Source organism: Streptomyces sp. SBT349 (assembly GCF_001083795.1).
Lineage (GTDB): Bacteria > Actinomycetota > Actinomycetes > Streptomycetales > Streptomycetaceae > Streptomyces.
This window is the reverse complement of sequence record NZ_LAVK01000005.1, coordinates 18,401-39,479: the sequence shown is the minus strand read 5'-3', so window position 1 is coordinate 39,479 and position 21,079 is coordinate 18,401. Positions and strand designations below refer to the sequence as shown.

The following is a 21,079-nucleotide window of genomic DNA, read 5'->3' as shown; positions in this document are numbered from 1 at the left end:
CCGGGGGCGGGAGCGGGGGATTCCGGCCGATTCGGCTGGAATGGGCCCGCGAAACCACCCCCGGGGACTATGCGCGCCGGTGGCCGCCGCCGTCAGGGCAGCGCCGCCTCCTGCTCGGGGTCGGGCTCGTCCGCCGCGGGAGCCTGCTCGCCCAGCAGCTTCGGGGCCAGCTCCCGGGTGGGCCGGAGGGTGCCGTCGGCGATCTCGGCCGCGTAGTGGCAGGCCACCCGGTGGCCGTCGCCCATGTCCGTCAGCTCGGGGCGCTCCGTGTCGCAGCGCTCCGCCTGCCGCCAGGGGCAGCGGGTGTGGAAGCGGCAGCCGGCCGGCGGGTTCGCCGGGGACGGCAGGTCGCCGCGGAGCAGGATGCGCTCGCGGCTGTCCTCCAGCTCCGGGTCGGGAACGGGCACGGCCGACATCAGGGCCCGGGTGTAGGGGTGCCGGGGCTCGGCGTACAGGGCGTCGCTGGGGGCCTCCTCGACCAGCGAGCCGAGGTACATCACGCCGATGACGTCGGAGATGTGCCGCACCACGGCCAGGTCGTGGGCGATGACCACATAGGTCAGGCCCAGGGATTCCTGGAGCTCCTCCAGCAGGTTGAGGACCTGGGCCTGGATGGAGACGTCGAGGGCGGAGACCGGCTCGTCGCAGATGATGAGGTCGGGTTCGAGGACCAGCGCGCGGGCTATGCCGATGCGCTGCCGCTGCCCGCCGGAGAACTCGTGCGGGTAGCGGGACAGCGCGTTCGAGGGCAGGCCGACGCGGTCCAGGATCTCCAGGATCTTGGCGCGGCGCTCCTCGCGGGAGGCGCCGATGCCGTGCGCGGCCATGCCCTCGGCGAGGATCGACTCGATGTTCTGCCGGGGGTTGAGGCTGCCCAGGGGGTCCTGGAAGACCATCTGGAGGCGGCGGCGCGAGCGGCGCATCTCCTCGTCGGGCAGCGCCGCCAGGTCGGTGCCGTCGAAGACGACACGGCCCGCGGTGATGTCGTTGAGCCGCAGGATGGCGCGGCCCAGGGTCGTCTTGCCGCAGCCGGACTCCCCGACCAGGCCGTAGGTCTGGCCCGCCGTCACGGCCAGCGAGACCCCGTCGACGGCGTAGACATGGCCGACCGTGCGGTCGAACAGCACGCCGCGCTTGACCGGGAAGTGGACCTTGATGTCGTCCAGTTCGAGCAGGCTCATGCGGACGCCTCCGTCTGTGTGTCGGGCACCGCGTTCAGCACCGGGTTGACGCAGCGGACCTGGTGCGCGTCCCCGCCGTGGGGCAGGGCGGCCAGGTCGGGGGGTCCCTGGAGGCACTCCATGGTGTAGAAGTCGCAGCGGGGCGCGAAGGCGCAGCCGTCGTTCCAGGCGATGGTGTCGTTGATGGACCCGCGGATCGGGTTCAGGGGCTCGCCGCGGGGCGCGTCGAGCCGGGGGATGGACCCCAGCAGCCCGTGCGCGTAGGGGTGGGCGGGGGCGGCGAACAGCGGGCGCCGCCCGGCCGCCTCGACGACCTTGCCCGCGTAGAGCACGTTGACCTCGTCGCACAGGCCCGCGACCACGCCCAGGTCGTGGGTGATCATCAGCAGCGCGGTGCCCTGGTCGTCCACGAGCTCCTTCAGCAGTTCGAGTATCTGCGCCTGGATGGTGACGTCGAGGGCCGTGGTCGGCTCGTCGGCGATCAGCAGCCGGGGGGCGCAGGCGACGGCCATCGCGATCAGCGCGCGCTGCCGCATGCCGCCGGAGAGCTGGTGCGGGTACTCCTTGAGGCGCCGCGTCGGGTCGGGGATGCCGACCCGCTCCAGCAGGTGGGCGGCCTCGTCGCGGGCCGCCTTGCCCCGCATCCCGCGGTGCCGGGTGAGGATCTCGGTGACCTGGACGCCGATCGACACCACGGGGTTGAGGGAGGACAGCGGGTCCTGGAAGATCATCGCCATCTGGGGGCCGCGCAGGTCCCGGAGGGCCGAGCGGCCGAGTGAGAGCAGGTCGACGGGCTCGGCGTCGGCGCCCTTGGAGCGGAACAGCGCCCGCCCGCCGACGCGCACCCCGCGCCCCGGGAGCAGCCCCATCAGCGCCAGCGAGGTGACGCTCTTGCCGCAGCCCGACTCGCCGACCAGGCCGACCACCTGGCCCTCGTCCACGGAGAAGGAGACCCCGGAGACGGCGTTGACATCGCGGGTGCCACGCCCGGTGAAGGTGACCGTCAGTTCATCAACGGACAGCAGGGACATGGCGCATCAGCTCCGCAGTTTCGGGTCGAGTGCTTCCCGCATGGCCTCGCCGAGGAGGGTGAAGCCGAGGGCGGTGATGATGATGCCCAGCGCCGGGTAGACGGCCATCATCGGTTCCTGGTCGAAGAACCGCTGGGCCTGGGCGAGCATCACGCCCCACTCCGGCTGGGAGGCGTCGGGGTTGCCGAGGCCCAGGTAGGACAGCGCCGCCGCCTCGATGATGGCGGTGGCCAGGGCCAGGGTGGTCTGCACGATCACCGGGCCCAGGGAGTTGGGCAGCACGTGACCCAGCACGATGCGCCGCCGCTTGACGCCCAGGGCGCGGGCGGCCAGGACGTAGTCCGCCCCCGACTGGGCCAGCATGGAACCGCGCAGCAGCCGGGCGAAGATGGGGATCTGCACCACGCCCACCGCGATCATGACGGTGGTGAGGCTCTGCCCCAGGACGGCGGCGATGCTGACGGCCAGCAGCAGCGAGGGCAGGGCGAGGGCCATGTCGATGACGCGCATCAGCACGGTGTCCACCCGGCGGCCGGTCTTGCCGCCGAAGGCGAGGGCGGCGCCGGACAGGCCGCCGATGAGGACGCCCGTGACGAAGCCGAGCAGGGTGGCGACGACGCCGACCAGCAGCGTCTGCCGCGCGCCGACGAGCATGCGGGAGAGCTGGTCACGGCCGAGGTGGTCCAGGCCCAGCCAGTTCTCGCCGCGGGGGCCCACGAAGAGGGACTGGTTGACGCGGACCTCGTCGCGCCAGAGCTGGCCGGTGGGGTCGTGGGGGGCGATCCACGGGCCGATGATGGCCAGCAGGAGGAAGACGGCCATCACGCCGCCGCCGATCATGGCCATCTTGCTGGAACGCAGCCGGCGCAGCGCCTCCACCCACAGGCTGCCGCCGCTGGCGGTCTCCCGCTGGGCGGTGAGCTCGGCGAGGCGGTCGATCTTGTTCGCCTTGGATTTCGAGAGGTTGGTGGACATCAGTTCACCCGCACCCTGGGGTCGATGAGGCTGTAGGCGAGGTCCACCAGCAGATTGATGAGGACGTAGATGACCGCGATGAAGATGATGAAGCCCATCAGCACCGGGTAGTCGCGGCCGTCGATGGCGGTGCGGATGAACGAGCCGATGCCGTTGAACGAGAAGACCGACTCGGTGAGCACCGCGCCCGAGAGCAGGCTGCCGGTGAGCAGGCCCACGGTGGTGACGACGGGCAGCAGGGCGTTGCGCATCACGTGCCGGCCGCGGACCACGCGCTGGCGCAGGCCCTTGGACTCGGCGGTGCGCACGTAGTCCTCGTCGAGGACGTCGAGGACGCTGGCCCGGGTGATGCGGACGATGACGGCCAGCGGGATGGAGGCCAGGGCGACGCCGGGCAGGATCAGGTGCTCGATGGCGTCCAGGGAGGCGTCCCACTCGCCGGTGAGGATCCCGTCGAGGACGAAGAACCCCGTGACCTCGGTGGCGTCGATGCCGGTGGACTGCCTGCCGACGCTGGGCAGCCAGCCGAGGTTGACGGCGAAGAGCGCGCGGAGCAGGAAGGCGAGGAAGAAGACCGGGATGCAGACGCCGACCAGGGAGGCGGAGACCGCGGTGACATCCAGCCAGCCGCCCCGCCTGCGGGCGGCGAAGTAGCCCAGCGGGATGCCGACGACGATGGCGATGAGGATGCCGGTGAGGGCCAGTTCGACGGTGGCGGGGAAGCGGAGGGTGAACTCCTCCCACACCGGCTGGCCCGTGCGGACCGAGTTGCCCAGGTCCAGCTGGACGAGCCGCTCCATCCAGCGGCCGTACTGGACCCACATCGGCTGGTCGAGGCCGAGGGCCTCCTCCATCTGCCGGCGGTCGGCCTCGGTGGCGCGCTCACCGAGCAGTGCCGAGGCGGGACCACCGGGCAACCGGTGGATCCAGAGGAACAGAAGCACCGTCAAGCCCAGCAGCGTTGGTATCAGCTGGAGGAGCCGGCGCATGATGAGACGGAGCACCGAAGGGCTCCCCTTTCTCTCTTACCCTGGGCGTGTCCTCGCGTTGCACGATCGCCCGGCCACGGGGTGCCGTGGCCGGGCGGATCGATCCAGGGCCTGCTCTGTAGCGGTTACTTGAAGGAGACCTCGGCGAAGTTCTCCTGCGTCAGCGGGGAGACGGTCGGCGGGTTGACGTCGTCCGAGAAGGCGATGGACGGGGGCGAGCTGGAGATCGGCACGCCGGGCAGGTAGTCCATGACCAGCTCGTTGACCTGCTGGTACAGGGCGGTGCGGGCGGCCTCGTCGGGCTCGACCTGGGCCTGGGCCATCAGGTCGAAGAGCTCCTCGTTCTCGAAGCCCCACTCCTTGCTGTAGTCGGCGAACCAGGTGCCGAGGAAGTTGAAGCCGTCGTTGAAGTCCCCGGTCCAGCCGAGCAGGTAGATGTTGCAGCCGCCGTCGCGGGTGGTCTCGGTGTAGTCCGGGTTCCACTTGAGCGGGACGGGGTTGACCGAGATGCCCACCTCTTCGAGGTCGGCGCGCAGGAGCTCGTAGATGTCGGCCGGGGCCGGCATGTACGGCCGCGTGACCTCGGTCGGGTAGCAGAAGTTGAGCGACAGGTCCTCTTCCCCGGCGTCGGCCAGCAACTGCCTGGCGCGGTCGGGGTCGTAGTCGTAGGTCGTGACGTCCTCGGAGTACCCGGCCACCGTGTCGGGCATGAACTGGGTGGCCACGACGCCGCCCTCGGGCAGCTGGGCGTCGACGATGTTCCCGCGGTCCATGGCGTGGGCGATGGCCTGGCGGACCTCGATGTTCTCCAGCGCGGGGTTGCTCTCCTGGGTGATGCCCAGGTAGAGGATGTTGAAGACGTCGCGGACCGGGACCTCGAAGCCCTCGCCCTCCAGCGTGGAGACGTCCGCGGGCGCGACCAGGTCGTAGCCCTGGATGTCACCGGCCTGGAGTGCCTGGCGGCGGGCGCTCTCGTCGGGGATGGTGCGGAAGACCAGCTCGTCGACCCCGGGCTTCGTCTCGCCCCAGTAGTCGTCGAACGCGGCGAGGGTGACCTCGCCGTTGCCCTTGTTCCACTCGGTGATCTCGAAGGGGCCGGTGCCGGCGACCGTGCCGGCTTCCTGGCTGTAGTTGGGGAAGGTGATGTTCTCACCCTCGCCGCTGGCCGTCTCCTCCTCGTACGCCTCGATGGCGTTGGGCGAGCTGATGCCGAACGCCTGGAGCGAGAAGCCGCCGGGGTAGTTGGCCGAGGGCTCGGCCACCTCGATGACGGCGGTCAGCTCGTCGGGGGCGGAGCAGCCGACGTAGTTGGGATCGGGCGTCTCCTCGCTCTCGTTCTCCGCGAAGCCGCCGAACACCGACTGCCAGTAGTAGGAGATCGTGGTGTTCTGGTACGTGCCCGACCAGTTGTACCAGCGGTCGAAGTTCTGGCAGACGACCTCGGCCGTGAGCTCGGCGCCGTCATGGAAGGTGACGCCCTCCTCCAGCTCGAACGTCCACTCGGTGCCCGCCTCGTTGCTGCTCCAGGTGTGGGCCAGGCCGCCGGTCAGCTCGGTGCCGCCGGGCTCGTGCTCAAGGAGCGTCTCGAACGCCTGCCGGGTGACCCGGAACGTCTCACCGTCGCTGGCGAGGGAGGGGTCGAGGGACGCGGGGTCGCCGGGGGCGCCGAAGACGAACGGCTGGCCGTCGCCGGAGTCGCCCTCGTCGTCGCGCTCGCTGGCGCAGCCGGTCGCGATCAGGCCGATCGCGAGGACGGCCGCGAACATCTTCGCGGCCCGGGGTCTTGCTATGCGCATCGTCCACCTCAATGGGTCGGCGGTGGTAGGCGTTTCGGTGGACGGCACATTACTGCGCAGGTACATAGCTGTGAACCGGATACCGGACGGCGATACCGAGCTGAGACGTGCCCCATAAATAGGGATAGAACGGGCGCTACCCGTCGCTCTCGCAACGTATCCACGGACTGGGAACACCGCGGCAACCTCTCCGACCCCCTGCGGCAACAGGCAGGTGACAACCCCCACATGGACGGGAGGATCGCTGTGCGATCCGGACATCGCAAACGAATCGGGCGCCGCCCCCGCAGGCTGCTGGCCGCCGCGCTCGCCGGGGTGGTGACGGCCGCCGGGCTGACCGCCCTCGGCACCGCGTCCGCTGAGGAGACATCGCACGAGGCCCCCGCGGCCACCGCCCGGGCCGCGCCCGGCGCCTACCAGATGGACGCGCTGGGCCGCGGTCTGGTGAGCGTCGGCACCGGCGAGGGGAACCTGGTGAGCTGGCGGCTGCTGGCCACCGACCCGGACGATGTGGCGTTCCACGTCTACCGCGAGGGGACGCGGATCACCGAGGAGCCGCTCACCGGCGTCACCAACCTCCTCGACGAGGGCGCCCCCGCGGACGCCGCCTACACCGTCTCCACGGTGGCCGGCGGCGCCGAGACCCTGGACGCCGCCGAGGCGCTCCAGCTGCCCAACGCCCAGACGGACATCCCGATCGACTCGCCGGGCGGCGACTACGCCGCCAACGACGCCTCCGTCGGCGACCTCGACGGGGACGGCGAGCTGGAGATCGTGCTCAAGTGGGACCCGGCCAACGCGAAGGACAACTCGCAGGCGGGCACCACGGGGAACGTCTATCTGGACGCCTACACGCTCGGCGGCGACCGGCTGTGGCGCATCGACCTGGGCCGCAACATCCGCGCCGGCGCGCACTACACGCAGTTCCAGGTGTTCGACTACGACGGCGACGGCTCGGCCGAGGTCGCGGCCAAGACCGCGGACGGCACGGTGGACGGCACGGGCGCGGTCATCGGTAACGCGGGCGCCGACCACCGCAACGGCGACGGCTACGTCCTCGAAGGCCCCGAGTTCCTCACGATGTTCGACGGGGCGACCGGCGCCGCGGTCGACACGGTGGACTACGTGCCGGGGCGCGGCGACGTCTGCTCCTGGGGCGACTGCTACGGCAACCGCGTGGACCGCTTCCTGGCGGGCACGGCGTATCTCGACGGCCAGTCGCCCTCGTTGATCATGGCCCGTGGCTACTACACCCGCGCGGTCGTCGCCGCCTGGGACTTCGACGGCAGCTCGCTGACCCAGCGCTGGGTGTTCGACAGCGACGACGCGGGCGGCCAGTACGAGGAGCAGGGCTCCCACAGCCTGTCGGTCGGCGACGTGGACGGCGACGGCCGCGACGAGATCGTGTACGGGGCGATGGCCGTGGACGACGACGGCGACCCGCTGTGGAACGCCGACACCCGCCACGGGGACGCCCAGCACCTGGGCGACTTCGACCCCGGCAACGAGGGCCTGGAGTACTTCAAGGTCTCCGAGCGCACCGACATGCCGAGCTCCGTCTACATCGACCCGTCGAACGGCGAGGTCCTGTGGGAGACCGCGGGCGGCAGCGACAACGGCCGCGGCGTGGCGGGCGACATCTGGGACGGCAACCCGGGCGGCGAGTTCTGGTCGAACGCCGACGGCTCGCTGCGGAACACCGAGGGCGACGCCGTCGGCCGCAAGCCGGGCAGCGCCAACTTCCTCAGCTGGTGGGACGGTGACCTCACCCGGGAGCTGCTGGACGGCACGCACATCGACAAGTACGGCCCGAACGGCGACACGAGACTGCTGACCGGCTCGGGCGTGGCGTCGAACAACGGCACCAAGGCCACCCCCGCGCTCTCCGCCGACATCCTCGGCGACTGGCGCGAGGAGGTCATCTGGCGCACCTCGGACAACAGCGCGCTGCGGATCCATGCCACCGACATACCGACGGAGCACGCGATCCCGGCTCTCTTGCAGGACCGCCAATACCGCACGGCGGTCGCCTGGCAGAACACGGCATACAACCAGCCCCCGCACCCGAGCTTCGCCATCGGCCCCGGCATGGCGCCGGTCAGCCCGTCGGACCTGCGCGGCATCCCGGCGGGAGGTGCCGCGGACCAGTGAGCCCGGCGGGCGCGCCACGCCCGCCACGCCCAACGACCGGCCCCCCGTGCGACGTGTGCGCGGGGGGTCGGTCGGTGTGTTCGGTCAGGTCCCGGAAAGCCTTCAGATACGTACACGTGACAGTGAACGCCTAGCGTTGGCGCACCCCCCACCCGAGTGAACGCGGACTGGAGCGGCCATGCACGGAACGAGCCACTCAGCAGCGAAACCGATACAAAGGACGAAGCCCCTCAGTTCGAGGGAAAACCCTCGCGCCGAGGGAGACGGCCCGTCCCCGATGTTCTCAGGTGATCCCCACATGATCGGTCGAATCCCCGTTCTTGATGTCCAGCCGCGCGTTGACTGCGGGCGCCGCCCGGTCAAGGCCGTGCCGGGCGAAACGTTCCAGGTGAGTGCCACCGTCTTCCGCGAGGGCGCGGAGGCCGTCGGCGCCAATGTGGTGCTGCGCGACCCCGGCGGGCGCAGCGGGCCGTGGACCCCGATGCGCGAACTTGCGCCCGGCAGCGACCGCTGGGGCGCCGAGGTCACCCCGGACAGCGAGGGGCGGTGGACCTTCGCCGTCGAGGCGTGGGGCGACCCGGTGGCCTCCTGGCGGCGGGTGGCGCAGATCAAGATCCCGGCGGGCACCGACACCGAGGTGACCCTCGCGGAGGGCGCCGAACTGCTGCGCCAGGCCGCCGCCGGAGTCCCCAAGAGCCGGGGCAAGGAGACCGTCCTGGCCGCGGCCGGGGCCCTCGCCGACCGGACGCTCCCCGGCACCGCCCGGCTGGCCGCCGCCCTCACCACCGAGGTACGGGAGATCCTCGACGGCTTCCCGCTGCGCGAACTCCTCACCTGCTCCCGGCCGGTGCCGCTCGTCGTGGAGCGCGAACGCGCGCTGTTCGGCTCGTGGTACGAGATGTTCCCGCGCTCCGAGGGCGCCGTGGTGCGCCCCGGCGCCGCGCCCGTCTCCGGCACGCTGCGCACCGCGGCCGAGCGCCTGCCCGCGATCGCCTCCATGGGGTTCGACGTCGTCTACCTGCCGCCGGTCCACCCCATCGGCTCGGCCTTCAGGAAGGGCCCGAACGGCGGGCCGAGCGCCCGTTCCGACGACGTCGGCTCGCCGTGGGCCATCGGCTCCGAGGAGGGCGGCCACGACGCGGTCCACCCGGACCTGGGGACCGTGGACGACTTCGACGCGTTCGTCGCGGCGGCCTCCGAGGCCGGGCTGGAGGTGGCGCTCGACTTCGCCCTCCAGTGCAGCCCGGACCACCCCTGGGTCAAGAGCCACCCCGAGTGGTTCGTCCGGCGCGCGGACGGCAGCATCGCCCACGCCGAGAACCCGCCGAAGAAGTACCAGGACATCTACCCGATCTCGTTCGAGCAGGACTTCAGGGGCCTGGTCACCGAGACGCTGCGGATCCTGCGGTTCTGGATGGCGCACGGGGTGCGGATCTTCCGCGTCGACAACCCCCACACCAAGCCGGTGGTCTTCTGGGAGAAGGTCATCGCCGAGGTCAACCGCGCCGACCCGGACGTCATCTTCCTCGCCGAGGCGTTCACCAGGCCCGCGATGATGCACACCCTCGCGCAGATCGGCTTCCAGCAGTCCTACACCTATTTCACCTGGCGCAACAGCAAGGCCGAGCTCACGGAGTACCTGACGGAGCTGTCGGGGGACGCGGCCTCGTACATGCGCCCCAACTTCTTCGTCAACACGCCCGACATCCTCCACGCCTATCTCCAGCACGGCGGCAGGCCGGCGTTCGAGACCCGTGCGGTGCTGGCCTCGACGCTCTCGCCGACCTGGGGCATGTATGCGGGCTACGAGCTGTGCGAGAACCAGCCGGCGGCCCCGGGCAGCGAGGAGTACCTGGACTCCGAGAAGTACCAGCTGAGGCCCCGTGACTGGGCGGCGGCCGACGCGGCGGGGGCCGGAATCGCCCCCCTGGTGACCACGCTGAACGCACTGCGGCGCCGCCACCCCGCGCTGCGCCAGCTTCGCGATCTGCACTTTCACCGCACGGACAACGACCACATCCTGGCTTACTCCAAGCGCGCGCGGACACCTCACGCCGACTGCGTGCTGATCGTGGTCAACCTCGATCCTCACCACACCCACGAAGCGACGGTCTCGTTGGACATGGAGCAACTCACGGGGTACGGCCTCACACCCGCCCAGGAGGGCGGTGCCGAGCCCTTCCCGGTGCGCGACGAGCTCACCGGAGAGACCTACTACTGGGGCAGGGACAACTATGTACGGCTTGAGCCGGGCCGTGCGGATGCGTACGCCTCCTCGGCCCACATCTTGGCCCTGCGACCGTCCTCACAGACCGGAGGGTCACCCAACCATGAGCGTCAATGAGCCGGTCCCCGACACATTCGAGGACACGCCCGACCGCGACCGCGACCCCGAGTGGTTCAAGCGCGCGGTCTTCTACGAGGTCCTCGTCCGTTCGTTCCAGGACAGCAACGGCGACGGAATCGGCGACCTGAAAGGACTGACCGCCCGGCTGGACTATCTCCAGTGGCTGGGCGTCGACTGCCTGTGGCTGCCACCGTTCTTCAAGTCCCCGATGCGTGACGGTGGTTACGACGTATCGGACTACGCCGACGTGCACCCCCAGTTCGGGGACCTCGCCGACTTCGTCGAGTTCACGGACGCCGCGCACCAGCGCGGCATGCGGGTCATCATCGACTTCGTCATGAACCACACCAGCGATCAGCACCGCTGGTTCCAGGAGTCGCGCCAGGACCCGGACGGACCCTACGGCGACTACTACATGTGGGCGGACGACGACAAGCAGTACGCGGACGCGCGGATCATCTTCGTGGACACCGAGTCGTCCAACTGGTCCTTCGACCCCGTCCGCAAGCAGTACTACTTCCACCGCTTCTTCTCCCATCAGCCGGACCTGAACTACCGCAGTCCCGCCGTCCAGGAGGAGATCCTGTCCGCCCTGCGGTTCTGGCTCGACCTGGGCATCGACGGCTTCCGCCTGGACGCCGTGCCCTACCTCTACGCCGAGGAGGGCACGGTCTGCGAAAACCTTCCTGCGACGCACGCCCTCCTCAAACGGGTCCGCGCGGAGATCGACGCGCACTACCCCGACACGGTGCTGCTGGCCGAGGCCAACCAGTGGCCGGAGGACGTCGTCGACTACTTCGGCGACTACGAGAAGGGGGGCGACGAGTGCCACATGGCGTTCCACTTCCCCGTCATGCCGCGCATCTTCATGGCGGTGCGGCGCGAGTCCCGCTACCCCGTCTCGGAAATCCTCGCCAAGACGCCCCAGATCCCCTCGGGCTGCCAGTGGGGGATCTTCCTGCGCAACCACGACGAGCTGACCCTGGAGATGGTCACCGACGAGGAGCGCGACTACATGTACGCGGAGTACGCCAAGGATCCGCGGATGCGCGCCAACATCGGCATCCGCAGACGGCTCGCCCCGCTGCTCGACAACGACCGCAACCAGATCGAGCTCTTCACCGCGCTGCTGCTGTCGCTGCCCGGCTCCCCGATCCTCTACTACGGGGACGAGATCGGCATGGGCGACAACATCTGGCTCGGTGACCGCGACGCGGTCCGCACCCCGATGCAGTGGACCCCCGACCGGAACGCGGGCTTCTCCTCCTGCGACCCGGGCCGGCTGTTCCTGCCGACCATCATGGACCCCGTCTACGGGTACCAGGTGACCAACGTCGAGGCGGCGATGAGCTCGCCCGCCGCGCTGCTGCACTGGACGCGGCGCATGGTCGAGATCCGCAAGCAGAACCGGGCCTTCGGGCTCGGCTCCTACACGGAGCTCCCCTCGTCCAACCCGTCGGTGCTCGCGTTCCTGCGGGAACGCGGGGACGACCTGGTCATGTGCGTGAACAACTTCTCCCGGTTCTCGCAGCCGACCGAGCTGGATCTGCGCCCCTGGGCGGAACGGGTCCCGGTGGAGCTGATCGGCGGGGTGCGCTTCCCGCCCATCGGCGAACTGCCGTATCTCCTGACCCTGGCGGGACACGGCTTCTACTGGTTCCGGCTGCGTAAAGGTTCCGAGTCGTAGGGGCGCGCGCGGTGCCGACGAGGCTTACCCCCAGCCCGCTGGGGGAAGCCTCCCCTTATCCCCAAGCACTACCCAAAGCCCCCCATATGCGTTACGGGCCTCACCCGCACGGTCGTTCCTGCACGACACGTCCCGTACCGCCGGGCAACCCTCGTCTCCATCCGGGACACTTCGTCACATAATTCGTGCCCGGGGAAAGGACGCCATGTCGGACAGCTCCTCGCCCCGTACGACCCAGGTCCGGGTCCCCCTGGCCGCGGCTCCGCACGGCGGCGCCCTGCTCCGTTCCCTCACGGGCCTGCTGGCCCGCTGGCTCCCCAGGCAGCGCTGGTTCGCGGGCAAGGGCCGACCGCTCAGCGGCCTCTCCCTGACCTCGGCGACCGAGCTGCTGCCCTGCTCCGCCGCCGGCACCACTCCGGGCCTGCTGCACCTCCTCATCCGCGCCCGGCAGAGCCCGGCCTCCGGCACCCATGTGCCGCCCGCGGGCGACTGCTACCAGCTCCTCCTCGGCGTGCGGCGCGGGCTGCCGCCCTCGCTCGCCCCGGCCCTGGTCGGCCGCCCGAGCGAGGGCCCGCTGCGCGGCGCGTCCGTCTACGAGGCGCTGCACGACCCGCGGCTGGCCGGGCTGCTGCTGGAGCGGCTGCGCTCCCCCGGCCGCCTCGGCACGCTGAACTTCGACCGCGCCCCCGGCGCGAGCATCCCCTCCGGGCTGACCGCGCGCCTGCTGACCAGCGAGCAGTCCAACTCCTCCGTCATCTACGGCGACAGCCTCATCCTCAAGCTGTTCCGCAGGGTCAGCCCCGGCATCAACCCCGACCTGGAGCTGCCGATGGCCCTGGCGGCCGCCCGCTGCTCCCGGGTGCCCGCGCCCTCCGCCTGGTTCGAGGCGGTCTGGCCCGGCACCGTGACCGAGCCGCTGACGCTGGGCGTGCTCGCCCCCTTCCTCCCCGGCTCGACCGACGGCTGGCAGCTCGCCCTCCAATACCTGGGCCGCCGCGCCGACTTCACCTCCGCCGCGCACGGGCTCGGGCGCGCCACCGCCGAGGTGCACACCACGCTGGCCGCCGCCCTCCCCACCTCCGTGATGGGCCGCGCCCAGCTGGAACAGGCCGCCACCGGCATGACCGACCGGCTGGCCGAGGCGGCCGCCGCCGTTCCCGCGCTGCGCCCGTACCGCGCCGGGCTGCGCCGCTCGTTCGAGGCCCTGGCCGACTTCGCGCGGCGCGGCGGCACCTGCCCGGTGCAGCGGCTCCACGGCGACCTGCACCTCGGCCAGGTGCTGCTGACCCCGGACCCCAGGGGCCGCGGGACGCACTGGTCGGTGATCGACTTCGAGGGCGAGCCCGCCAGGCCGCTGAGCGACCGGCGCCGCCCCGGTCCCCCGGTGCGCGACATCGCCGGGATGCTCCGGTCGTTCGACTACGCGGCCGCCCAGCACCGCGCCAGCGGCTCGTGGGTCGAGGGCTGGTCGCGCGCCAGCAGGACCGCCTACTGCCGCGGCTACGCCGAGGCGTCGGGCCACGACCCCATGGACCAGCCCGAACTGCTGCGCGCCCACGAGACGGACAAGGCCGTGTACGAAGTGCTGTACGAGGCGCGGCACCGCCCCGCCTGGCTGCATGTGCCCATGGCGGCGATCCGCCGCCTGGCGGCCGCACCGGACTGACTCCGAGCCCGGACTGACTCGGACTCCCCCGATTGCCGGACCGAAAGGAAACGTTCCGTCGTGCACTCGCCCCTTCCCCCCGCAGACCGCGCCCAGTTGCTTGCCGGGGCGCACCATGATCCGCACGCGCTGCTAGGGGCGCGCGAGGTCTCCGGCGCCGTGCTGGTCCGCGTGCTGCGCCCCAACGCGCGCCGGGTCAGCGCCTCCGACCACGAGCTGACGCCGGAGGGCGACGGGTTCTTCGCCGCCACGCTGCCGCCGGGCGAGGCCGCCGACCGGCGGCTGACCGTCAGCTACCCCGACGGGACGGTGCTGGAGACGCACGACCCGTACCGTTTCCTGCCCGCGCTGGGCGAACTGGACGCGCACCTGCTCGGGGAGGGGCGGCACGAGCGGCTGTGGGAGGCGCTCGGCGCGCGGCCGATGATCCACGAGGGCGTGCCGGGGACGCGCTTCACCGTGTGGGCGCCGGGCGCGCGCGGCGTGCGCGTGGCGGGCGACTTCAACCACTGGGACGGCACCGGGCACCCGATGCGCACGCTGGGCGCGTGCGGGGTGTGGGAGCTGTTCGTCCCGGGCCTCGACCCGGGCGAGCGGTACAAGTTCGACATCTGCCGCCCGGACGGCAGCCACACGCTGCGGGCCGACCCGCTGGCCCTCCGGGCCGAGTGCCCCCCCGCCACGGCCTCGGTGGTCCACCGCAGCGAGTACACCTGGGGCGACCAGGCGTGGATGGCCAGCCGGGCCAAGCGCCCCGCGCACGCCGCGCCGATGTCCGCGTACGAGGTCCACCTGCCGTCCTGGCGCCCCGGGCTCGACTACCGGGGCCTGGCCGAGGAGCTGCCGGCGTACGTGAGTGAACTCGGCTTCACGCACGTCGAGCTGATGCCGCCGGCCGAGCACCCCTACGGCGGCTCCTGGGGGTACCAGGTCACCGGCTACTACGCGCCCACGGCGCGGCTGGGCACCCCCGACGACTTCAAGTACCTGGTCGACTCCCTGCACCGGGCGGGGATCGGCGTCCTGATGGACTGGGTGCCCGCCCACTTCCCGAAGGACGAGTGGGCGCTGGCGAAGTTCGACGGGACGGCCTGCTACGAGCACCCCGACCCGCGACGGGCCGAGCATCCGGACTGGGGGACGCTGGAGTTCGACTACGGGCGCCGCGAGGTGCGGAACTTCCTGGTCGCCAACGCCGTGTTCTGGTGCGAGGAGTACCACATCGACGGGCTGCGCGTGGACGCCGTGGCCTCGATGCTCTACCTGGACTACTCGCGGCCCGAGGGGCAGTGGACGCCCAACGCGGAGGGCGGCCGGGAGAACTGGGACGCGGTGGCGTTCCTCCAGGAGATGAACGCCACCGTCTACCGGCGCTGCCCCGGCGCGGTCACCATCGCCGAGGAGTCGACGGCCTGGGACGGTGTCACGCGGTCCACCGACCACGGCGGTCTCGGCTTCGGCTTCAAGTGGAACATGGGCTGGATGCACGACTCGCTCGACTACGCGGCCAAGGACCCGGTGCACCGGGCCTGGCACCACGGCGAGATGACGTTCTCGATGGTGTACGCCTACTCGGAGAACTACGTGCTGCCCATCTCCCACGACGAGGTGGTGCACGGCAAGCGGGCGCTGGTGTCGAAGATGCCGGGCGACTGGTGGCAGCAGCGCGCCAACCACCGGGCGTATCTGGGCTTCATGTGGTCCCACCCGGGCAAGCAACTGCTGTTCATGGGCCAGGAGTTCGCCCAGGGCGCGGAGTGGTCGGAGGAGACCGGGCCGCAGTGGTGGGTGCTCGACCCGGAGTACTCGGCGGCCGGGGACCACCGGGGGGTGCGGGACCTGGTGCGCGACCTGAACGCCCGCTACCGCTCGATCCCGGCGCTGTGGGAGCGGGACACCGACCCGTCGGGCTTCGCGTGGGTGGACGCGGACGCGGCGGCGGACAACGTCTTCGCGTTCCTGCGGTTCGCCGCCGACGGCTCCCCGCTGCTGGCCGTCAGCAACTTCTCGCCCCTCGCCCGCCACGACTACCGGCTCGGCGTGCCGGGGGACGCGCCGGACTGGGTGGAGGTCCTGAACACCGACGCCTCGGTGTACGGCGGGAGCGGCATCGTGAACCGGGAGCCGCTGAAGTCGGACCCGGCGCCCAGCCACGGCCGCGACACGAGCATCTGCCCGACGCTGCCCCCGCTGGCGACGATCTGGCTGCGCCCGGCCTGACCGCGGAACGGGGAGGGCCCCCGCCGCCCGCCCGGCCGAGGGGACGCGGGCGGCCGGGGGCGGCCGGGGGTCAGCCGACGGGCTCGCGGTAGTAGGGGTCGAGCACGTGGCCCTCGCCGCGCGCCGTGTCCCAGGTGTAGACCTCGCGGCCCTCGATGTAGACGCGCAGGGCGCGGCTCATCACGTCGAGCGGGTCGCCGGACCAGATCACCACGTCGCCGTCCAGGCCGGGCCGCAGGGCGCCGACCCGGTCGTGGAGGCCGAGGATCTCGGCCGGGTTGGCGGTGATGGTGCGCAGCGCGTGGTCGCGGTCCAGGCCCTCCTTGACGCAGAGGGTGACCTGGTGGACCAGGAAGTTGATCGGCACGACGGGGTGATCGGTGGTGATGGCCACCTTGACGCCCGCGCGGTGGAGGATGCCGGGGTTGGCCAGGGTCCGCTGCCGCAGCTCGACCTTGGAGCGGGTGGTGAACAGCGGCCCGCTGATCACCGGGACGTCGCGGCGGGCGATCTCGTCGGCGAGCAGGTGGGCCTCGGTGCCGTGGTTGATGACGACGCGGTAGCCGAACTCGTCGGCCAGCCGCAGCGCGGTGGCGATGTCGTCGGCGCGGTGGGTGTGCTGGCACCAGGGCAGCTCGCGGCTGAGGACCTTCACCAGCACCTCCATGCCGGCGTCGCGCTCGAACGGCTTGCCCTCGGCGGCGGCGTGGTCCCGCTTGGCCAGGTAGTCCTGGGCCTTGGTGAACAGGTCGCGGATCACGGCCGCCACGCCCTGGCGGGTGGAGGGGAGCTGCTTCTTCTCGCCGTAGACGCGCTTGGGGTTCTCGCCCAGCGCGCTCTTGACGCTCACCGGCTGGCGGATCAGCATCTCGTCGACCGTGCGACCCCAGCACTTGACGGCGACGGTCTGGCCGCCGACCGGGTTCCCCGAGCCCGGCTTGATGACCGCGCTGGTGACGCCGCCGGCGAGGGCGTCGGCGAAGCCGGTGTCGGCGGGGTTGATGGCGTCCAGCGCGCGCATCCTGGCGCCGTTGGGGTCGGTCATCTCGTTGGTGTCCTGGCCCGCCCAGCCCTCGGCCTCCTCGTGGACGCCGATGTGGCCGTGGGACTCGACGAAGCCGGGCAGCACCCACGCGCCTCCGGCGTCCACGACGCGGACGTCGTCCGGCACGGAGACCTCGGCGTCGGGGCCCACGGCGGCGATCGTGCCGTCGATGACGAGGACGGTGCCGCCGTCGATGGGCTCGCCGTCCATGGGAACGACATGACCGGATCTGATCGCAATGTTCATGGTCGTTGAACCTATCTCACCGTTCAGGCCCGAGCCCCGGGCGTACGCTGCGTCGATGAGCGGTGAGGCGATGATCGGCAGGGCCATGGCGCGCGAGGGCGTGGTGGGCGGCGAGGACGTCCGGGCGGCGCGGGAGCGGATCGGCGACCGGGTGCGGCCCGTGGTGCTGGCCCCGGCGGGCGAACGGCTGTGGTTCGCCCTGGAGTTCCTCCAGCACACCGGGACGTTCAAGGCGAGGGGCGCGCTGAACTTCACGACGGCGGCGCTGGAGGCGGGCGCCATGCCGGAGGCGGGCATCGCGATCGCCTCCGGCGGGAACGCGGGGCTGGCGTGCGCGTGGGCCGCGGGGCAGCGCGGGATCCCCGCGACGGTGTTCGTCCCGGAGAACGCGCCGCCCGTGAAGGTGGCGCGGCTGCGGGAACTGGGCGCCGACGTCCGGCCGGTGGGGCGCGAGTACGCGGAGGCGGCCGAGGCGTGCGACGCGTTCGTCGCCGAGCGCGGGGCGCTGGCCTCGCACGCCTACGACCACCCGCTGATCGCGGCCGGGGCGGGCACGCTGCTGGACGAGATCGTCGCGGCGCGCCCCTCGGTGACCACCGTGGTCGTCGCGGTGGGCGGCGGCGGGCTGTTCGCGGGGGTCGCGGCGGCGGCGGCAGCGCACGGCGTGCGGGTGGTGGCCGTGGAGCCCGAGCACTGCCGCGCGCTGAACGCGGCGGTGGAGGCGGGGGAGCCCGTGGACGTTCCGGTGGACTCGCTCGCGGCGGACGCGCTGGGCGCCCGCCGCGCCTCGGCCGATGCCCTGGCCTGGGCCCTGCGCCCGGGCACCCGCTCGGTCCTGGTGCCGGACGCGGCCATCGCCGCGGCCCGCCGCTCGCTGTGGAACGAGCACCGCGTCGCGGTGGAGGCGGGCGCGGCGACGGCCCTGGCGGCGCTGGAAACGGGCGCCTACGCACCGTCCCCCGAGGAGGAGGTCTGCGTGGTCCTGTGCGGGGCCAACACCGACCCCTCGGACCTCGCGGCCTGAGCGGAGGACCCGGGGCCGGGCCCGGCGGACCAGGCGAGGTGGCAGGCAGGCGGCCGGTCACGAGGAAGGCGTTGACACGGCACCCGACGCGGTCGGAGCCGCACGGCCGGCCGCGGTCGGCGGCCCGCCGCGTCCCAGCGCCGGGCGCCTACGCGCCGTCCCCCGAGGAGGAGGTCTGCGTGGTCCTGTGTGGAGCCAACACCGACCCCACGGACCTCGCGGCCTGAGCCGGGGGCCCGGGGCCGGGCCCGGCGGACCAGGCGAGGTGGCAGGCAGGCGGCCGGTGGCGAGCAAGGCGTCGACGCGGTCCGAGCCGCAGGGCCGGCCGCGGCCCGGTGACCCGCCGCGCCCGGCGCGATGCCGGGATCGGCGTGGTCGCGCCGCGCGGTCACGTCGTGGGGTCCGAGGTCTCGCCGGTGCCGGCCCCCGTGCGACGCGGGAGGCCGGCACCGGTGCCGGTGGGTGGTCAGGCCGTCCGGTAGGCGTCCAGAACGGTCAGCGACGAGGCGTTGCCCTGCCCGTCGGTGACCTCCGCGCGGAGCGAGACGCTGCCGCCCGCGGCCGGGTTCTCGACCGTCACCCCGCCGTCGGCGACGGGGAGTTCGGACCAGGTCCCGCCGCGGTCGTGGGAGACCGAGACGGTCAGCGACCCCGGGTTCTCCCCGGCGGCGCCCTGCACGGTGACCGGGACGAACGTGCTCTCCCCCGCCGGCGCGGTGCTGTCCGGCGCGAGTTCGGGCGTGAACCGGACCACGCTCGTGGGCAGCGGCGTGAACTCGCCCTCGGGCGTGGTGGCGGAGGTGAAGGTGAACGAGGCGCTGATCTCCGTGGAGACCGAGGCGACGGGCTCGCCGCGGCGGACCGTGGTGACCAGCTCGTACTCCCCCTCCTCGGGCGGGAGATCGAACGAGGTGCCGTCCACGAAGTCCTCCGCCGTGGCGTACTCCTCGCCGTTCAGGTACAGGGTGGTGGACCCGCTCTCGGCGCGGCCGGTGCCGATGTGGCCCCCGCCGTCGGAGAAGGGGTTGAGCCACCCGTAGAGGACGTCGCCCTCGCGGAAGAGCCCGTCCCCGTTAGAGATGTCCGGGCCGAACACCCCGGTGTTCCAGGTCGCCTCGTACTCCTGGCCCGCGGTGTAGGGCCGCGGGAAGGTCGTGGCGTACGCCAGCTCCTCCTCCTGCCCGCCGAGCTGCCAGAAGTCCTGCTGCCACTGCCCGGCGTCCGCGCGGACGTAGATGTCGGTGATCCGCGGGAGGCTGTGCACCGGGCTGACGGACGTCATGCGCCACCCCCCGGAGGTGGCGTAGGTGGCCAGCGCCCCCTCGGCGCCGGGCACGGACGCGAGGGCGAGCGGATCAGCAACAGCCCCAACGAACTCGTCGTCTGGGACGACTACGCGGCCATCCACGTCCCCTGTGTCCAGTCGTCCATCGACAACACAGGCATGAACCTCGCCATAAGCCTTGAGTGGGCCGACGACGGCGAGGATCACAGCGACGCGCTCGCCGCCGCCATCGGGCCGTTCATGGAGGCGTACCTGGCCCGGCTCTCGGATGGAATCTGCGTGACAGCGTGACGCGGCTCAGAAGACCGCTTCGGTCTCATCCATCCGGTACTGCGGCACCCGCTTCAGCTCCATCGTCGCCGTCGCCAGCGGCGTCATCGTGATCTCGGTGCCCCGAAGCGCCGTCATCATGCCGAACTCGCCGTGGTGGGCCGCCTCCACCGCGTGCCAGCCGAAGCGGGTGGCCAGGACCCGGTCGTACGCCGTGGGTGTGCCGCCGCGCTGGATGTGGCCCAGGACGATCGCGCGGGCCTCCTTGCCGAGGCGGTTCTCCAGCTCGGCGGCCAGCCGCTGCCCGATGCCCGCGAAGCGCTCGTGCCCGTACGGGTCGATCTCGCCGCGCTCGTACGGCATGGACCCCTCCGCCGGGCGGGCGCCCTCGGCGACGCAGATCACCGCGAACTTCTTGCCCCGCGCGAACCGCTCCTCGACCATCTTGCAGAGGTCGTCCAGCTGGAAGGGCCGCTCGGGGATGCAGATGCCGTGCGCGCCGCCCGCCATGCCCGCCTCCAGGGCGATCCAGCCCGCGTGGCGCCCCATGACCTCCACGACCATCACCCGCTGGTGCGACTCGGCCGTCGTCTTCAGCCGGTCGATGGCCTCCGTCGCGACGCCCACCGCCGTGTCGAAGCCGAAGGTGCGGTCGGTGGCCGAGATGTCGTTGTCGATGGTCTTCGGCACGCCGACCACCGGGATGCCCGCGTCCGACAGCATCCGGGCCGCCGTGAGGGTGCCCTCGCCGCCGATCGGGATCAGCGCGTCCAGGCTCAGCTTGTGGCGGAACGCCTCCGCGTTGTCGCACGCCTCGCGCAGCCGGGCGCGCTCCAGGCGGCTGGAACCCAGGATGGTGCCGCCGCGGGCCAGGATGCCGCTGACCTCGTTGATGTCGAGCTCGCGGTAGCGGCCTTCGAGGAGGCCCTTGAAGCCGTCCTCGAAGCCGATCACCCGGTCTCCGCGGTCCACCACCGCCCGATGTACGACCGAGCGGATCACAGCGTTGAGACCAGGGCAGTCACCGCCCGCGGTGAGAACTCCGATTCGCATGGCTGATCTCTCCTGCTCGCTATGGACGACAAGGACGTCGCGCGTGGTCGCGGGCCGCGCCCTCGGGGCCACTGGAATTCTTCCACGCTCACGGGTCGCCCTCGAACGGCGCT

At 71.9% G+C, this 21,079-nt stretch carries 15 protein-coding genes; 7 read left to right on the top strand and 8 right to left on the bottom strand.

What is annotated here, in order from left to right; translation table 11 throughout:
- Window positions 1-92: 92 nt before the first annotated feature.
- From ADY01_RS01395 to ADY01_RS01375, 5 genes are all read right to left on the bottom strand, one after another.
- Window positions 93-1,181 carry an ABC transporter ATP-binding protein gene (locus ADY01_RS01395; RefSeq protein ID WP_049564348.1) on the bottom strand — a complete coding sequence of 363 codons (1,089 nt, stop codon included), beginning with the start codon at window positions 1,179-1,181 and terminating at the stop codon, window positions 93-95.
- Window positions 1,178-2,212 (bottom strand): ABC transporter ATP-binding protein, encoded by a 1,035-nt coding sequence (locus tag ADY01_RS01390; RefSeq protein WP_049564346.1) that lies wholly within the window; start codon window positions 2,210-2,212, stop codon window positions 1,178-1,180. The genes ADY01_RS01395 and ADY01_RS01390 overlap by 4 nt, the downstream gene beginning before the upstream one ends.
- Window positions 2,213-2,218: 6 nt before the next feature.
- Window positions 2,219-3,187, bottom strand: coding sequence for an ABC transporter permease (locus ADY01_RS01385; RefSeq protein ID WP_049564343.1), 969 nt, complete (start codon window positions 3,185-3,187; stop codon window positions 2,219-2,221).
- Complete coding sequence (locus ADY01_RS01380) at window positions 3,187-4,191, bottom strand: ABC transporter permease (RefSeq protein WP_049564341.1); 1,005 nt, start codon at window positions 4,189-4,191, stop codon at window positions 3,187-3,189. Before ADY01_RS01380 ends, ADY01_RS01385 begins: the two co-directional genes overlap by 1 nt.
- Before the next feature lie 110 nt (window positions 4,192-4,301).
- Entirely contained in the window at window positions 4,302-5,972 is a 1,671-nt protein-coding gene (locus tag ADY01_RS01375; RefSeq protein ID WP_049564339.1) for an ABC transporter substrate-binding protein, read from the bottom strand.
- Window positions 5,973-6,200: 228 nt separating this feature from the next.
- Between ADY01_RS01375 and ADY01_RS01370 the strand changes: the two genes are divergently transcribed.
- From ADY01_RS01370 to glgB, 5 genes are all read left to right on the top strand, one after another.
- Window positions 6,201-8,123 carry a rhamnogalacturonan lyase gene (locus ADY01_RS01370; RefSeq protein ID WP_159000884.1) on the top strand — a complete coding sequence of 641 codons (1,923 nt, stop codon included), beginning with the start codon at window positions 6,201-6,203 and terminating at the stop codon, window positions 8,121-8,123.
- 298 nt (window positions 8,124-8,421) lie between these two features.
- Window positions 8,422-10,467, top strand: coding sequence for an alpha-1,4-glucan--maltose-1-phosphate maltosyltransferase (locus tag ADY01_RS01365; protein WP_049564334.1), 2,046 nt, complete (start codon window positions 8,422-8,424; stop codon window positions 10,465-10,467).
- A complete protein-coding gene (gene treS, locus ADY01_RS01360; protein ID WP_049564332.1) occupies window positions 10,454-12,157 on the top strand; it encodes a maltose alpha-D-glucosyltransferase in 1,704 nt (567 codons plus the stop codon). The genes ADY01_RS01365 and treS overlap by 14 nt, the downstream gene beginning before the upstream one ends.
- A gap of 205 nt (window positions 12,158-12,362) precedes the next feature.
- On the top strand, window positions 12,363-13,823 hold the full coding sequence (locus tag ADY01_RS01355; protein ID WP_049564330.1) for a maltokinase N-terminal cap-like domain-containing protein: 1,461 nt from the start codon (window positions 12,363-12,365) through the stop codon (window positions 13,821-13,823).
- A 60-nt stretch (window positions 13,824-13,883) separates the two neighbouring features.
- Entirely contained in the window at window positions 13,884-16,043 is a 2,160-nt protein-coding gene (gene glgB, locus ADY01_RS01350; protein ID WP_049564328.1) for a 1,4-alpha-glucan branching enzyme, read from the top strand.
- 70 nt (window positions 16,044-16,113) lie between these two features.
- Here the strand turns inward: glgB and ADY01_RS01345 are convergent, their stop codons facing one another.
- Window positions 16,114-17,334: an amidohydrolase gene (locus tag ADY01_RS01345; protein WP_049564379.1), complete on the bottom strand. Its 1,221-nt coding sequence runs from the start codon at window positions 17,332-17,334 to the stop codon at window positions 16,114-16,116.
- 55 nt (window positions 17,335-17,389) lie between these two features.
- Here ADY01_RS01345 and ADY01_RS01340 point away from each other — a divergent pair, with 55 nt between their 5' ends.
- Window positions 17,390-18,358, top strand: coding sequence for a serine/threonine dehydratase (locus ADY01_RS01340; RefSeq protein ID WP_234319988.1), 969 nt, complete (start codon window positions 17,390-17,392; stop codon window positions 18,356-18,358).
- Between the two features lie 466 nt (window positions 18,359-18,824).
- On the opposite strand, the gene ADY01_RS01335 is transcribed toward ADY01_RS01340, so the two are convergent.
- Window positions 18,825-19,694, bottom strand: a complete 870-nt coding sequence (locus ADY01_RS01335) for a hypothetical protein (protein WP_049564324.1) — start codon at window positions 19,692-19,694, stop codon at window positions 18,825-18,827.
- Between the two features lie 108 nt (window positions 19,695-19,802).
- On the opposite strand from ADY01_RS01335, the gene ADY01_RS41220 reads away from it, so the two are divergent.
- Window positions 19,803-19,934 (top strand): hypothetical protein, encoded by a 132-nt coding sequence (locus tag ADY01_RS41220; RefSeq protein WP_267888405.1) that lies wholly within the window; start codon window positions 19,803-19,805, stop codon window positions 19,932-19,934.
- A gap of 6 nt (window positions 19,935-19,940) precedes the next feature.
- Here the strand turns inward: ADY01_RS41220 and ADY01_RS01330 are convergent, their stop codons facing one another.
- On the bottom strand, window positions 19,941-20,966 hold the full coding sequence (locus tag ADY01_RS01330; RefSeq protein ID WP_049564322.1) for an ATP-dependent 6-phosphofructokinase: 1,026 nt from the start codon (window positions 20,964-20,966) through the stop codon (window positions 19,941-19,943).
- Between the last annotated feature and the right edge of the window lie 113 nt (window positions 20,967-21,079).